14 protein-coding genes are annotated in these 14,235 nt (G+C 73.8%); 9 read left to right on the forward strand and 5 right to left on the reverse strand.

Going from position 1 to position 14,235, the window contains the following annotated elements; all coding sequences use genetic code 11:
* Window positions 1-79 precede the first annotated feature (79 nt).
* The 3 genes from AB0L21_RS18830 to mug all read left to right on the forward strand — a co-directional run bounded on the left by AB0L21_RS18830 (window position 80) and on the right by mug (window position 3,144).
* Window positions 80-868 carry an SGNH/GDSL hydrolase family protein gene (locus AB0L21_RS18830; protein ID WP_365701001.1) on the forward strand — a complete coding sequence of 263 codons (789 nt, stop codon included), beginning with the start codon at window positions 80-82 and terminating at the stop codon, window positions 866-868.
* Between the two features lie 222 nt (window positions 869-1,090).
* The gene (purB, locus tag AB0L21_RS18835; RefSeq protein ID WP_365701003.1) at window positions 1,091-2,533 is read left to right on the forward strand and encodes an adenylosuccinate lyase; all 1,443 of its coding nucleotides are present in this window, start codon (window positions 1,091-1,093) and stop codon (window positions 2,531-2,533) included.
* Window positions 2,534-2,613: 80 nt separating this feature from the next.
* Complete coding sequence (mug, locus tag AB0L21_RS18840; RefSeq protein WP_365701005.1) at window positions 2,614-3,144, forward strand: G/U mismatch-specific DNA glycosylase; 531 nt, start codon at window positions 2,614-2,616, stop codon at window positions 3,142-3,144.
* On the opposite strand, the gene AB0L21_RS18845 is transcribed toward mug, so the two are convergent.
* The 3 genes from AB0L21_RS18845 to AB0L21_RS18855 are packed head-to-tail and all read right to left on the reverse strand — an operon-like array spanning window position 3,105 to window position 5,227.
* A complete protein-coding gene (locus AB0L21_RS18845; RefSeq protein WP_365785184.1) occupies window positions 3,105-3,548 on the reverse strand; it encodes a hypothetical protein in 444 nt (147 codons plus the stop codon). The genes mug and AB0L21_RS18845 overlap by 40 nt on opposite strands.
* 45 nt (window positions 3,549-3,593) lie before the next feature.
* Window positions 3,594-4,304, reverse strand: a complete 711-nt coding sequence (locus tag AB0L21_RS18850; RefSeq protein ID WP_365785186.1) for an ABC transporter permease — start codon at window positions 4,302-4,304, stop codon at window positions 3,594-3,596.
* A 2-nt stretch (window positions 4,305-4,306) separates the two neighbouring features.
* Window positions 4,307-5,227 carry an ATP-binding cassette domain-containing protein gene (locus AB0L21_RS18855; RefSeq protein ID WP_365701011.1) on the reverse strand — a complete coding sequence of 307 codons (921 nt, stop codon included), beginning with the start codon at window positions 5,225-5,227 and terminating at the stop codon, window positions 4,307-4,309.
* Between the two features lie 107 nt (window positions 5,228-5,334).
* On the opposite strand from AB0L21_RS18855, the gene AB0L21_RS18860 reads away from it, so the two are divergent.
* The 3 genes from AB0L21_RS18860 (at window position 5,335) to AB0L21_RS18870 (ending at window position 8,416) form a co-directional block, all read left to right on the forward strand.
* Window positions 5,335-6,489 carry a histidine kinase gene (locus AB0L21_RS18860; protein WP_365701013.1) on the forward strand — a complete coding sequence of 385 codons (1,155 nt, stop codon included), beginning with the start codon at window positions 5,335-5,337 and terminating at the stop codon, window positions 6,487-6,489.
* A 14-nt stretch (window positions 6,490-6,503) separates the two neighbouring features.
* Window positions 6,504-7,160 (forward strand): response regulator transcription factor, encoded by a 657-nt coding sequence (locus AB0L21_RS18865; protein WP_365701014.1) that lies wholly within the window; start codon window positions 6,504-6,506, stop codon window positions 7,158-7,160.
* A 98-nt stretch (window positions 7,161-7,258) separates the two neighbouring features.
* A complete protein-coding gene (locus tag AB0L21_RS18870) occupies window positions 7,259-8,416 on the forward strand; it encodes an ROK family transcriptional regulator (protein ID WP_365701015.1) in 1,158 nt (385 codons plus the stop codon).
* A gap of 229 nt (window positions 8,417-8,645) precedes the next feature.
* Here AB0L21_RS18870 and AB0L21_RS18875 read toward each other — a convergent pair whose 3' ends face one another.
* Together AB0L21_RS18875 and AB0L21_RS18880 are read right to left on the reverse strand one after the other, a co-directional pair.
* The gene (locus AB0L21_RS18875) at window positions 8,646-9,407 is read right to left on the reverse strand and encodes a GntR family transcriptional regulator (protein WP_365785188.1); all 762 of its coding nucleotides are present in this window, start codon (window positions 9,405-9,407) and stop codon (window positions 8,646-8,648) included.
* Window positions 9,408-9,669: 262 nt separating this feature from the next.
* On the reverse strand, window positions 9,670-10,554 hold the full coding sequence (locus AB0L21_RS18880) for an RNA polymerase sigma-70 factor (RefSeq protein WP_365785190.1): 885 nt from the start codon (window positions 10,552-10,554) through the stop codon (window positions 9,670-9,672).
* A gap of 121 nt (window positions 10,555-10,675) precedes the next feature.
* Between AB0L21_RS18880 and AB0L21_RS18885 the strand changes: the two genes are divergently transcribed.
* The 3 genes from AB0L21_RS18885 to AB0L21_RS18895 all read left to right on the forward strand — a co-directional run bounded on the left by AB0L21_RS18885 (window position 10,676) and on the right by AB0L21_RS18895 (window position 13,992).
* Window positions 10,676-11,329: an NAD(P)-binding domain-containing protein gene (locus AB0L21_RS18885; protein ID WP_365701018.1), complete on the forward strand. Its 654-nt coding sequence runs from the start codon at window positions 10,676-10,678 to the stop codon at window positions 11,327-11,329.
* Between the two features lie 128 nt (window positions 11,330-11,457).
* The gene (locus tag AB0L21_RS18890) at window positions 11,458-12,288 is read left to right on the forward strand and encodes an alpha/beta fold hydrolase (protein ID WP_365701019.1); all 831 of its coding nucleotides are present in this window, start codon (window positions 11,458-11,460) and stop codon (window positions 12,286-12,288) included.
* Between the two features lie 117 nt (window positions 12,289-12,405).
* Window positions 12,406-13,992, forward strand: coding sequence for an alkaline phosphatase D family protein (locus AB0L21_RS18895; protein WP_365785192.1), 1,587 nt, complete (start codon window positions 12,406-12,408; stop codon window positions 13,990-13,992).
* Window positions 13,993-14,235: the final 243 nt, after the last annotated feature.

Consider the following 14,235-nt stretch of genomic DNA (forward strand, 5'->3'; position numbering starts at 1 on the left):
GCTGACGCGGCTGAGCCGGGCGGGTGGGGCGGGCCGACCGACCGGCAGGTATTGGCCTCGGGATACCATCTCTGTCGCCATGCAGACGAACGCCACCCCTCCCCCGTACACCAGCCTCGTCGCGGTCGGCGACTCCTTCACCGAGGGCATGTCGGACCTGCTGCCCGACGGCTCCTACCGCGGCTGGGCCGATGTGCTCGCCGCGCGGATGGCCGCCGCCACGCCCGGGTTCCGGTACGCCAACCTGGCCGTGCGCGGGAAGCTGATCGGGCAGATCGTCGACGAGCAGGTACCGGTGGCCGCGGCCATGAACGCCGACGTCGTCACGCTGGTCGGCGGGCTGAACGACACCCTGCGCCCCAAGTGCGACATGGGCCGGGTCCGGGGCCTGCTCACCGAGGCCGTGGAACGGCTCGCGCCGTCCTGCAAGCAGCTGGTGCTGATGCGCAGCCCCGGTCGGCAGGGCCCGGTGCTGGAACGGTTCCGGCCGCGCATGGAGGAGCTGTTCGCCTGCGTGGACGAGCTGGCCGAGAAGCACGGCGCCCTGGTGGTGGACCTGTACGGGGCGCCCGCGCTGGCCGACCCGCGGCTGTGGGACGTGGACCGGCTGCACCTGACGGCGGAGGGACACCGCCGGGTCGCCGAGGCCGTATGGCAGACGCTCGGCTACGACGCCGAGGACACCGAATGGCATGTGCCGATGGCGGCGACGGCCCCGCCGGGCTGGGTCACACGCCGGGTCGCGGACGTCCGGTTCGCCCGGCAGCACCTGCTCCCGTGGATAGGCCGCCGCCTGACCGGCCGTTCCTCGGGCGACGGCCGCCCGCCGAAGCGGCCGGAACTGCTGCCGTACGAGGGTCGGGCGTAGCCTCTCCGGCATGACCACGCGTGTCATCGGCGTCCGGGACCGGATCCGCCGAGTTCGGTCCCCGGCCGGAACACGCGCCCGGCGACGTGGTCTACGTCGGCCGCCGCTGGACGACGGGCGGCCGGGACCCGCCCAGGCACCCGCTGTGACCGGGGTCTCGTAGCTTCCGCCGAACGCACCCATGGCGCTGGCCTGCACGAATCGCCAGTAGACTCTGGACACGTGACTTCTGCGCCCGCCAAGCCCCGCATCCCGAACGTCCTCGCCGGACGCTACGCCTCCGCCGAGCTCGCCACGCTCTGGTCCCCCGAGCAGAAGGTGAAGCTGGAGCGTCAGCTCTGGCTCGCCGTGCTGCGGGCCCAGAAGGACCTCGGCATCGAGGTGCCGGACGAGGCGATCGCCGACTACGAGCGCGTACTCGACACCGTCGACCTGGCCTCGATCGCCGAGCGCGAGAAGGTCACCCGGCACGACGTGAAGGCGCGGATCGAGGAGTTCAACGACCTCGCCGGGCACGAGCACGTGCACAAGGGCATGACCTCCCGCGACCTCACGGAGAACGTCGAGCAGCTGCAGATCCGGCTCTCGCTGGAGCTGGTGCGCGACCGTACGGTGGCCGTGCTGGCGCGCCTCGGCAAGCTCGCGGGCGAGTACGCCGAGCTGGTCATGGCCGGCCGCTCGCACAACGTGGCGGCACAGGCCACCACCCTCGGCAAGCGGTTCGCGACGGCCGCCGACGAGCTGCTCGTCGCCTACGGCCGGGTGGAGGAACTGCTGGCCCGCTACCCGCTGCGCGGCATCAAGGGCCCGGTCGGCACCGCCCAGGACATGCTGGACCTGCTGGGCGGGGACGCGGCGAAGCTGGCCGAGCTGGAGAACCGGATCGCGCGGCACCTGGGCTTTTCGCAGGCGTTCACCTCCGTCGGCCAGGTCTATCCGCGCTCGCTGGACTACGAGGTCGTCACCGCACTGGTGCAGCTGGCGGCGGCGCCCTCCTCGCTGGCCAAGACGATCCGGCTGATGGCCGGGCACGAGCTGGTCACCGAGGGCTTCAAGCCGGGCCAGGTCGGCTCCTCGGCGATGCCGCACAAGATGAACACCCGCTCCTGCGAGCGCGTCAACGGCCTCATGGTCATCCTGCGCGGCTACGCCTCGATGACCGGCGAGCTGGCGGGCGACCAGTGGAACGAGGGCGACGTGTCGTGCTCGGTGGTGCGCCGCGTCGCGCTGCCGGACGCCTTCTTCGCCCTGGACGGCCTGCTGGAGACCTTCCTGACCGTCCTGGACGAGTTCGGTGCCTTCCCGGCCGTCATCGCCCGTGAGCTGGACCGCTACCTGCCGTTCCTGGCCACCACCAAGGTGCTCATGGGCGCGGTGCGGGCCGGGGTCGGCCGCGAGGTCGCGCACGAGGCGATCAAGGAGAACGCCGTGGCCACCGCGCTCGCGATGCGTGAGCAGGGCGCCGAGCGCAACGACCTGCTCGACAAGCTCGCCGCCGACGAGCGGCTGCCCCTCGACCGCGAGCAGCTGGCCGCGCTGATGGCAGACAAGCTCTCCTTCACCGGCGCCGCCGCCGACCAGGTCGGTGTGGTCCTCGGCCGGATCGAGGAGATCGTCAAGCAGCACCCGGAGGCCGCCGGCTACACCCCCGGAGCGATCCTCTGACCGGCGCACCCCGCTCACCGCGCTCACCGCGCTTCACCAAGGCGGAGCTGGAGGCCGCCCGCGGCCGTCTCGTCCCGGACGTGGTCGCGGACGGCCTCCGGGTGCTGTTCTGCGGCATCAACCCGGGGCTGATGACAGCTGCGACCGGCCACCACTTCGCCCGCCCCGGCAACCGGTTCTGGCCGGTGCTGCACCTGTCCGGCTTCACGCCTCGGCTGCTGAAGCCGTCCGAGCAACGGGAGTTGCTGTCGTACGGTCTCGGCATCACCAACGTGGTGGCGCGGGCGACCGCGCGGGCGGACGAGCTTACCGCCGAGGAGTACGCCGAGGGCGGGCGGCTGCTGACCGAGAAGGTGACGCGGCTGCGGCCGGGGTGGCTGGCCGTGGTCGGCGTGACCGCGTACCGGGCCGCCTTCGGTGACCGCACGGCCCAGGTCGGCCCGCAGGAGGGGACGATCGGGGACTCCCGGGTGTGGGTGCTGCCCAACCCCAGCGGGCTGAACGCGCACTGGACGGCGGCGACGATGGCGGAGGAGTTCGCCCGGCTGCGGGAGGCTGCGGGTGTGCCCGGTCACGGCGGGTCCGTGTCCGTCACTATCCCGAGCAGCTGAAACGGCAGTTCCTTGTCCCACCGGGACACACCCAGGGCGATCCAGCGGCCCGTCTCCGGCACCCGCCACAGGTGGACGTCGGGGACGTGACCGCTGAGCCCGGCCCAGGGCTCCGCGACGTCCTCGCCCGCCAGGGTCCGGTCGAGCGCGCTGTACAGGCTGAACCGCTGGGGCCGGCCCCACCGCTCCCCGAGCCGCTCCGCGAGGCCGTCCCGGTCGGCCTCGTACTGCGCCTCCGTCTCCTCCCGTGCGCTGCCGTCGCCCTCCCAGAACTCCTCGCTCGTCTGTAAAGCGGCTATGTGATAGCCGGGCCCGCTCTCGCCGTGCTCCGTCCTGCCGTATGCCGACGGGAACTCCCGGGCGCACAGCAGGTCGATGAGGGTCAGGCACTTCGCGATGTCCATGGGATCCAGTAAAGCGGGGGCCACTGACAATTGGCGGTGCGTCAGTCAGGCGTCCCCGCGCCGCACGCTCCATCCGCCCGCCACCAGCGCGGCCACCGTCCACAGCGCGGTCACCGCGAGCCCGCTCCACGGGCCGAGGGCGCCGTCCCAGGTGCTGTGCAGGGCGACTTGGCCGGCCCGGTCGGGGAGGAAGTCGGCGGCGCCGCCGGACAGATCGCCGACGACGAAGGACACGATCAGCAGGAACGGGATCAGCACGGAGAGGGTCGCGACGGCGCTGCGCAGCACGGCCGCGAGTCCGGCGGCGAACAGGGTCATCAGCGTCAGGTGCAGGCCGCAGCCGACGGCGCCGCGCAGGCCCTCGGCCCAGCCGGGCGCGGACGAGCCGAGCGCCGCCCGGCCCACCAGGAGCGTGACGCACCCGGTGAGCAGTCCGACGGCCAGCGCCGGCAGGGCGATCGCCGTCGTCTTCGCGGCGAACCAGCGCCCCCGGTCGGGCACCGCCGACAGCGTCAGCCGCAGCGCGCCGCCCCGGAACTCCGACGCCACGGCCGTGGTACCGAAGGCGATGGCGGCGATCTGCCCGAAGTTGATGCCGAAGAACACCGAGAACAGCGGGTCGGCGTCGTCGCCGTCGGCCGAGGCGAGCGCCGAGAACGCGGCGGTGGCGACGAGGACCGCGGCGAGGGCGCCCAGCAGCGAGCGCAGGGTACGGATCTTGATCCACTCGGCGTGGAGCGCGGGTGCGAAGGACATGGTCAGGCCTCCTGGGGCTGTGCGGTGAACTCGGCCTCGGCCGCCGTCAGATCGAGGTAGGCCTCCTCCAAGGTGGCCTCGTGGGCGGAGAGTTCCAGGACGGGGACGCCCGCCTCGGACATCAGCCGGCCCACGTCGTCCACGCGCGCGTGCCGTACCGTCCAGGTCCCGTCCTCGTCCCGGGAGGCGTCGTGGCCGTGCCGGGCGAGGAGGTCGCCGAGGGCGGCGGGGTCGGTGGTGCGGACGCGGACGTGGGGCCGTACGCGCGCGTGGATGAACTCCCGCACCGGTGTGTCGGCGAGCAGACGGCCCCGGCCGAGGATCAGCAGGTGGTCGGCGAAGGCGGCGGTCTCGCCCATGAGATGGCTGGAGACCAGGACCGTACGGCCCTCGGCGGCGAGCCGGCGCAGCAGTGTGCGGATCCAGATGATGCCTTCGGGGTCGAGTCCGTTGGCGGGTTCGTCGAGCAGGACGACCTCGGGGTCGCCGAGCAGCGCGGCGGCGATGCCGAGCCGCTGGCGCATGCCGAGGGAGTACGTCCGTACCCTGCGCCGCGCCACGGGGGCCAGGCCGGTCTCCTCCAGGACCGTGTCGACCCGGCGGGCCGGGATGCGGTTGCTCGCGGCGAGGGCCAGCAGATGGTCGCGGGCGGTACGGGAGCCGTGCGCGGCGCCCGCGTCGAGCAGGGCGCCCACCCGGCGCAGGGGTTCCCGCAGCCGCGGGTAGGGACGGCCGCCGATCGTGGCGGTGCCGGCGGTGGGCCGGTCGAGGCCGAGGACGAGGCGCAGGGTGGTGGACTTGCCGGCGCCGTTGGGGCCGAGGAAGCCGGTGACCCGGCCGGGGCGGACACGGAAGGTGAGGTGGTCGACGGCCCGCCGACGGCCGTGGTCCTTGGTGAGGTCTCGTACGTCGATGCTGGTCATGGCAACAGCCTGGCCGGACGCGGCGGTTGGCTCCTCCCCCGCCGGCGGGGACCGTCTCCCCCGTGCGGGGGAGGCCCGTTGTCAGTGCCGCCTGCGACGATGAGGCCATGGCTCGCTTTCTGCGCCCGCTGCTGCGCGGGACGACGTACACGCGCCTGCTGCATCTGTGGGTGCCGATGCTGGTGGTCAGCGTCTGGCTCTTCGTGTTCCCGTCGGCCCCCTGGGTGCCCGCGCTGTTCCTCGTCCCGCTCGGTCTCGTGCCCGCGGCGCGCAGGGGCGAGGGCGTGCAGGCGCGGCTCCTGCTCACGCCCGGCGAGCCGGAGCCGGGCATCTCCGAGGCGCCGGCGGCGACCTGGCGGGACCGGCTGCGTACGGTGCTGTGGCTGGAACTGCGGATGCTGCTCGGTGCCGTGACCGTGTTCGCCTCGGTGTGGCTGCCCATCCTCTGCTTCGAACTGGCGCGGTGCGCCTGGGGTGGGACGCCTGCCGGGGTCCCGCTGCTGGACCGGCTGCCGCCGCACCGCGCCTGGGCCCTGCTGGCGCCGCTGCCGCTGCTCGCCCTGTACGGGCTGGTCGTCGGGCTCGGGGAGCTGATGACGGCCGGTGCGCGCCGGCTGCTCGGGCCGTCTGCGGCCGAGCGGCTGGCCGCACTGGAGGAGCGCACCGAGCAGCTGCTGGAACGCACCCGGATCGCGCGGGAGTTGCACGACTCGATCGGGCACGCCCTGACGGTGGCCGTGGTGCAGGCGGGCGCGGCGCGGGCGGCGGGCGATCCGGAGTTCACCGACCGGGCGCTGGGCGCCATCGAGGAGACCGGCCGGGCCGCGCTGGAGGATCTGGAGCGGGTGCTGGGCGTGCTGCGGGAGGCCGAGCGGCCGGTGAGCGCGCGGCCCACGCTCGCCGACGCCGGGCGGCTGCTGGAGTCGGCGCGGGCCTCGGGGGCGAAGGTCGACGCCGAGGTCACGGGTCCGGTGGAGGCCGTGCCGGGCCCGGTGTCCCGCGAGGGCTACCGCATCCTCCAGGAGGCGCTGACCAATGTGCTGCGGCACGCGGGAGCCGTGCCCGTGCGGGTCCGGGTCGCGGTCGGCGGCGGGACGCTCGCCCTGGAGGTCCGCAATCCGCTGCCCGGAGCGATACCCGGCCCCGGGCGGGGCAGCGGCCTGCGGGGCATACGGGAGCGGGCCGCGCTGCTCGGCGGCGCCGCCCGGACCGGCCCGGACGAGGGCGACTGGCAGGTCCGCGCGGAGCTGCCGGTCGGCTGATCTACGCTGGCCGGATGCCGGTCACCGTACTCCTCGTCGACGACGAAGCTCTGGTCCGCGCGGGTCTGCGGGCCGTGCTGGAGGCGCAGCCCGACATCGAGGTGGTGGGCGAGGCTGCCGACGGCGCGGCGGTCATCCCGCTCGTGCGGCAACTGCGTCCGGACGTGGTCGCCATGGACGTACGGATGCCCCTGATGGACGGCATCGAGGCCACGCGCGCGGTGCTGCGCACCGTGGCGGAGCCGCCGAAGATCCTCGTGGTGACCACCTTCGAGGACGACGAGTACGTGTACGAGGCGCTGCGCGCGGGCGCCGACGGGTTCCTGCTGAAGCGGGCCCGCCCGGCCGAGATCGTGCACGCGGTGCGGCTGGTCGCGGAGGGCGAGTCGCTGCTGTTCCCGGCGTCCGTACGACGCCTCGCCGCCCGGTACGGCGACGGCGCCCGGCCGGCGCGGACCACGCTGGAGCGCGCCCGGCTGACGGAGCGGGAGGCGGAGGTGCTGCGGCTGATGGCGCGGGGGCTGTCGAACGCGGAGATCGCCGCACGGCTCGTGGTGGGCGCGGAGACGGTGAAGTCGCATGTGAGCGCCGTCCTGGCCAAGCTCGGCGCGCGCGACCGCACCCAGGCGGTGATCGCGGCCTACGAGTCCGGGTTCGTGGAACCGGGGTGATCGAAGGGCCCGGCCGCGGGCGGGACCTGACACTCGCCGGGGGTGGACCGGGCCGAGTACGATCCGGCCAACACGCCCGCGAGCTGGGAGGACGGACGGTGGGGCAGCTGACCGGTGGCGATCCCTCGCTGCTGCGGAGGATCAATTCCGCGGTGGTGCTGCACGCGCTGCGTGCCACGGACTGCGCGACACTCACCGAGATCACCCGCGTCACCGGACTGTCCCGGCCGACCGTCGAGGGCGTCGTGGAGGGTCTCATCGAGGGCGGCCTCGTCGTGGAGGCGGCGGCCGAGGACGGCGGTGCGCGGCGGCAGGGGCGGCCCGCCCGGCGGTTCCGGTTCCGGGCCGAGGCGGGGCATCTGCTGGGCCTGGAGATCGGCCCGCACCGGGTCGCCGCGCTCCTGTCCGACCTGGACGGGCGGGTGCTGGGCGCGCAGGCCAAGGAGGTCGGCGAGACGGCCCCGGCGGACGAGCGGCTGGACCGGCTGCGCGGCGCGGTCGCGGAGCTGCTGCGCCGGGCCGGGGTCGCGCGCAGCTCGCTGCGGGCGGTGGGCGTGGGCACGCCGGGCATCGTGGAGGCGGACGGCACGGTGCGGCTGAGCACGGCCCTGCCGCAGTGGACGGGCCTGAAGCTCGGCGAGCGGCTGAGCCGTTCCTTCCGGTGTCCGGTGCTGGTGGAGAACGACGCCAACGCGGCGGCGGTCGCCGAGCACTGGAAGGGCGCGGCGACCGAGACGGACGACGTGGCGTTCGTGCTGGCGGGGCTGAGCCCGGGGGCCGGTTCGCTGATCGGCGGGCGGCTGCACCGGGGCTACGGCGGGGCGGCCGGGGAGATCGGCGCGCTGCATCTGCTGGGCCGGGAGGCGACGCCGGAGGCGCTGCTGTCCACCACCGACGAGCCGCTGCACCCACTGGACGAGCAGGCGGTGGCCGAGGTGTTCGCGCTGGCGCGCAAGGGCGACCGGCGGGCCCGTGCGGCCGTGGAGCGGTTCATCCAGCGGCTGGTGCACGACGTGGCCGCGCTGGTGCTGGCGCTCGATCCGGAACTGGTCGTGATCGGGGGGTGGGCGGCCGGTCTGGACGGGGTCCTGGAGCCGCTGCGGCGCGAACTGGCCCGCTATTGCCTGAGGCCGCCCCGCGTGGCGCTGTCCATGCTGGGGGAGGCGGCCGTGGCCACGGGGGCGCTGCGGTTGGCTCTGGACCATGTGGAGGAGCAGCTGTTCGCGGTGGACCGCACGGTGACCGCTCGTCGGTGACGAGGGTGCACGGCGCGGTGACCGCTCGTCGGTGACCTGGGTGCCGGGTGCGGCGGTCGTTGCGCGGTGCGGCGCGCTCGTGCCAGCCGCAGCGGTCGTGCCCCATGCCGCGGTCGTACCGCGTGCGGCCGTCGTGCCAGGCGCCGCGCCGTCGTCGCGGCTCGTGCCCGCGCGGCGGGGCCGCATAGGCATGCGGCCCCGCGCCCCTCGGTCGGCTGTCCTCCCGCCGTCAGGAAGCTCGCTTCTCCGGGTCGTGGTGTATTTCCACCCCAGCCGATTCGCCGAACGTGAGCCGGCAGGTGTCGGCGCGGTAGGTCGCGACCGAGAGTGCCGCGGTACGGCCCTGGGCGAAGAAGCGGGTGGTGACGACGAGGACGGGCGAGCCGGGGAGCCGGTCCAGTTCCTTGGCGTCGTCCGCGCGCGCGGAGCCCAGCTCGACGGCGCGGTCCTCCCCTTCCAGCGGCAGGTGCTGCAACTCACGCAGCACCGCACGCGCGCGTGCCGCGCCGGACGGGGCGTCGATCGCGGTCAGGCCGGGCACGGAGGCCGCCGGGACGTAGAGCAGTTCGGTGGCGACCTGCTGGCCGTGGGACATGCGGGAGCGGCGGACGGTGTGGACGGGCTCGTCCGCACCGGTCTCCAGGGCCGCGGCGACGGCGGCGGGCGGTGGCGCCTGGACGCTGTCGACGGGCTGCCAGGCGTCTCCGGCGGCGCCGGGCCAGACGTGCTGTTCGGTGCCGACGGCCACGCCCACGCGCGGAGGTGCGACGGTCGTACCGACCCCGCGGCGGCGCTGCAGCCGGCCCTCCAGCTCCAGCTGTTCGAGTGCCTGGCGGAGCGTGGCGCGGGCCACGCCGAAGCGGGCCGCGAGATCACGCTCGTTGGGCAGGATCTCACCGACCGAGAACTCGGAGTCCAGTGCCTCGGTGAGCACGGTCTTCAGATGCCAGTATTTCGGTTCCGGTACCGATTCCAGCTGCGTGGTCCCCACCCTGTCCTCCGCAAGAGCCGTGGTCCGGCGGTTTTTAGCGCCCTTGTTTATTAAAGGTTGTTGCACTTCTCTGCGACGATAGGGCGGCGGTCACCCTTGGTCAAGACCAATCCTCGGTCCCTGCGCGAACGGGCAGGCGACCACGCGCGCGGCGTTCACGCGGTGTTCGTGTGCCGCGGTGTCTGTGACATCGCGGCAAAGCGCCTGTCGCACGACAGAGCCCCGCCGGACGACGGGGCTCTGTCGTGCGGCGGGCGGTGGCTCAGTGGCCGGTGAGGTGCCGCAGCTTGTCGGGGTTGCGGACGATGTAGACGGCGGTGACGCGGCCGTCGGCGACGTCCACCTGGAAGAGGCTGTCGGGCTTGTCGCCGGACAGGATGAGAAGCGCCGGGCCGCCGTTGGCCTCCAGGAGGCGGTAGGACAGGTCCGCCGGGGCCGAGCGCGCGGCGCCGACGAGGAAGCGGCCGACCTTGTCGGCGGTGTGCAGGACGCGCACCGGCGCCTTGGCCTTGCCGCCGCTGTCGCCGACCAGCCGGACGTCCGGGGCGAGCAGGGACATCAGCCCTTCCAGGTCGCCCTCGGACGCGGCGGCGAGGAAACGTTCGGTGAGGTCCCGGCGCCGCACGGGGTCGACCTCGTACCGGGGGCGCCGTTCCGCCACGTGCCGGCGGGCCCGCCCGGCGAGCTGCCGTACCGCCGGCTCGGCGCGGTCGAGCAGCGCGGCGATCTCGGCGTACGGGTACCCGAACGCCTCCCGGAGCACGAACACCGCCCGCTCCAGCGGGGACAGCGACTCCAGGACGACCAGGACGGCCAGGGAGACGGTGTCGGCGAGCACCGCGCGGTCCGCGGTGTCCGGTGCGGTGTCGGCGAACTCGGTGAGGTACGGCTCCGGCAGCCATGGCCCGACGTACGCCTCGCCGCGCGACTGCACCTGGCGCAGCCGGTCGATGGCCAGCCGGGTGGTGACGCGCACCAGGTAGGCGCGCGGTTCGCGGACCGCCGCGCGGTCGGCCTGGTACCAGCGCAGCCAGGCCTCCTGGACCACGTCCTCGGCGTCGGCGACCCGGCCGAGCATGCGGTACGCGACCCCCATGAGCAGGGGCCGGTGCGCTTCGAAGACATCGGTGGCGAGGTCGGCTGTCACGGGTCCATCCCAGCCGACACGCCTGTCGCTGTCCACCCGGAATGCCCGGCTCCAGGAGCGGTCCGGATCACAATGACCGCGGGCCGCCGGCGGTCGGCGGCCGGTGACCGTGAGGTGGGCGATGCGGTACGCGGTGCTGGGCACGGGAGAGGTGGGCCGCACGCTGGCCGGCCGGCTGCTGGAGCTGGGGCACGAGGTGACCCTCGGGTCCCGCTCCCGGGACAACCCGGTGGCGGTGGAATGGGCCACGGCCGCGGCCGGCCGGGCGCACGCGGGGACGTTCGCGGACGCGGCAGCGGCGGGCGAGGTGGTCGTCAACGCGGTGGGCGGCCGGGTGGCCCTGGACGCGCTGCGGGCGGCCGGTGCGGAGCATCTGGACGGCAAGGTGCTGGTGGACGTCTCCAATCCGCTGGCGTTCGAGGACGGCCAGCCGCGGCTGGACCCGGTGGAGTCGGACAGCGTGGCCGAGCGGATCCAGCGCTCGTTCCCGCACGCGCGCGTGGTCAAGACGCTGAACACCGTCAACTGCCAGGTGATGGTGGACCCGCGGCGGGTGCCGGGGGACCACCACGTGTTCGTGTGCGGGGCGGACCCCGGCGCCAAGCAGCAGGTGGCGGCGCTGCTCGGGGAGTTCGGCTGGCCGGCCGGCCGGGTGCTGGACCTGGGCGGCATCCGGTCGGCACGCGCGGTGGAGATGTATCTGCCGCTGTGGCTCGCGCTGTTCGGCCGCTTCGGGAACGCCGACTTCAACGTCGAGGTGCGCCGGGCGCGTTGAGGACCGTACGGGAGAGGGCCGTACGGAAGGGCCGTACGACGGGCACGACCCTGGGGGCTACCGGCCGGTAGTAATTGCTGACAAGCTGTCTACGGCGTCCGTCAGCAGCCCAGCCGAGGAGCACCCCCATGTCCGCCACCGTCTCCTTCAAGGTCCCCACCCCGCACGGCCCCCGCGATGTGACCATGTCCTACGCGCGCGTGGGCCGGGGCGAACCCCTGGTCCTGCTGCACGGCATCGGCCATCACCGGCAGGCCTGGGACCCGGTCGTGGACATCCTGGCCACCGAGCGCGAGGTGATCGCCGTCGACCTGCCGGGGTTCGGCGCGTCCCCGGGACTGCCGGACGGCCTGGCCTACGACCTGCCCACCACCAACTCCGTGCTCGGCGCCCTGTTCGAGGAGCTGGAGCTGGAGCGTCCGCACGTCGCCGGCAACTCGCTCGGCGGCCTGCTCGCCCTGGAACTGGGCCGGGAGAAGCTCGTACGGTCCGTCACCGCCCTGTCCCCCGCCGGTTTCTGGTCCGAGGCCGAGCGGCGGTACGCCTTCACGGTGCTGCTCGCGATGCGGGGCATCGCCCAGCGGCTCCCGCTCCCGCTGGTGGAGGGGCTGTCCCGCACGGCGGCCGGCCGTACCGCGCTGACCAGCACCATCTACGCCCGCCCCGCGCGGCGTTCGCCGGAGGCGGTCGTCGCCGAGACGCTCGCGCTCGTCGGCGCCACCGGCTTCGAGGCGACCCTGCGCGCGGGCGCCACCGTCCGGTTCACCGACGACCTGTCGGGCCTGCCGGTCACGGTGGCCTGGGGCACCCGGGACCGGATCCTCGTGCGCCGCCAGGGCGTCCGCGCCAAGCAGCTCATCCCGCACGCCCGGCTGGTGCGGCTGCCCGGCTGCGGCCACTGCCCGATGAACGACGACCCGGCGCTGGTCGCACGCGTCATCCTGGACGGCAGCCGCTGAGCACCGCTGAACGCCCTTCGGCCGACTGGAGTTCACTTCCGGTTCGTGTGCGCGCCGCAGCGCCCCCGTAGGTGTGGCTCTGCACACTGGCCGGATCCCGTCCCTGGAGGCGCAGCCATGTCCCACCGTCCGCTCCCCGGTCGCCGCAGCGTTCTGCGCGGCTCCCTCGCCGCTTCGGCGGCCCTGACCCTGCCCGTGGGCCTGGGCGCGGCCCCGGCGTTCGCCCGCTCCGGACGCCCCGCGGCGGGCTGGGGCGTGCAGACCGGCGACGTGACCGCCGACTCCGCTCTGGTGTGGGTGCGTTCGGACCGGCCCGCCCGGATGATCGTGGAGACCTCGGCCACCGAGTCGTTCCGCAACCCGCGCAGATGGCGCGGCCCGCTGCTGGGCACCGGCACGGACCTCACCGGTACCACCCGGCTGCACGGCCTGCCCTCCGGCGAGCAGATCCACTACCGGGTGCTGCTCACCGACCCGGACGACCCGCGGCGCACCGGCGAGCCCGTGACCGGCACCTTCCGCACGGTCTCCCGGCGCCGCCGGGACGGCGTGCGCTTCCTGTGGTCGGGCGACCTGGCCGGCCAGGGCTGGGGCATCAACCCCGACCTCGGCGGCTACCGCATCTACGACGCGATGGCGAAGCTGGACCCGGACTTCTTCCTGTGCAGCGGCGACAACATCTACGCCGACGGCCCGATCACCGCGACCCAGGCGCTGCCCGACGGCAGCACGTGGCGGAACATCACCACCGAGGAGAAGTCGAAGGTCGCCGAGACCCTCGCCGAGTACCGGGGCAACTTCCGCTACAACCTGCTCGACACCAACCTGCGCCGGTTCAACGCCCAGGTGCCGTCGATCATCCAGTGGGACGACCACGAGGTGCGCAACAACTGGTACCCGGGCGAGGTGATCGCCTCCTCCGACACCCGGTACACCGAGAAGAGCATCGACGTGCTCGCCGCGCGCGCCCGGCGGGCGTTCAGCGAGTACTTCCCCCTCTCCACGCTGCGGCCGGGCGCGAAGGAGGGCCGCGTCCACCGGGTGCTGCGCCAGGGCCCGCTGCTGGACGTGTTCGTGCTCGACATGCGGACCTACCGCAACGCCAACTCCGCCGACGGCCAGACCGTGGACCCGCAGGGCATCCTTGGCCGGGAGCAGCTGGAGTGGCTCAAGCGGGAGCTGGCCCGGTCGCGCGCGGTGTGGAAGGTGATCGCCGCCGACATGCCGCTCGGCCTCGTCGTACCGGACACGACGGAGAACAAGCCGAACTTCGAGGCGGTGGCCCAGGGCGACCCGGGCGCCCCGCTCGGGCGTGAGCTGCAGATCGCCGAGCTGCTGCGGTTCGTCAAACACCGGCGGATCACCGGCACGCTGTGGCTGACGGCGGACGTGCACCACACCTCCGCCCAGCACTACCAGCCGTCCCGGGCCGCGTTCACCGACTTCGAGCCGTTCTGGGAGTTCGTCTCCGGACCGCTGAACGCCGGCGCGTTCCCGGCCGGCGCGCTGGACGACACGTTCGGTCCGGAGCGGGTGTTCGTGAAGGCGCCGACCGCGTCGAACGTCTCGCCCGCGGGCGGGTACCAGTTCTTCGGCGAGGTCGACATCGACGGGGACAGCGGCGAGCTGACGGTACGGCTGCGGGAGCAGGACGGCACCGTGCTGTTCACGCAGACGCTGCAGCCGGGCCGGGTCGGTCAGTAGGCGGCATCCGCCGGTGCGCGGCACGCGGCGGTTCGACAGGGCCCGAACGAACACGCGTGCGCGCAGGGCGGACTCGCCCGGGTCTTCGACGCCCTGGCGGTGGCCGTGGCCGCCGGGGACCCCGGGGATCCGCCGGCCGTCGCGGCGGGTGCTCCCCGGCCGTATCCGCTCCCGTTCCCCTTCCGGTTCCCGCCAACAGTAGAAAATGCAATAAAGAGGACGGAAGCATGCTTTACCCATCGG

The organism is Streptomyces sp. NPDC052721 (assembly GCF_040678315.1).
Lineage (GTDB): Bacteria > Actinomycetota > Actinomycetes > Streptomycetales > Streptomycetaceae > Streptomyces.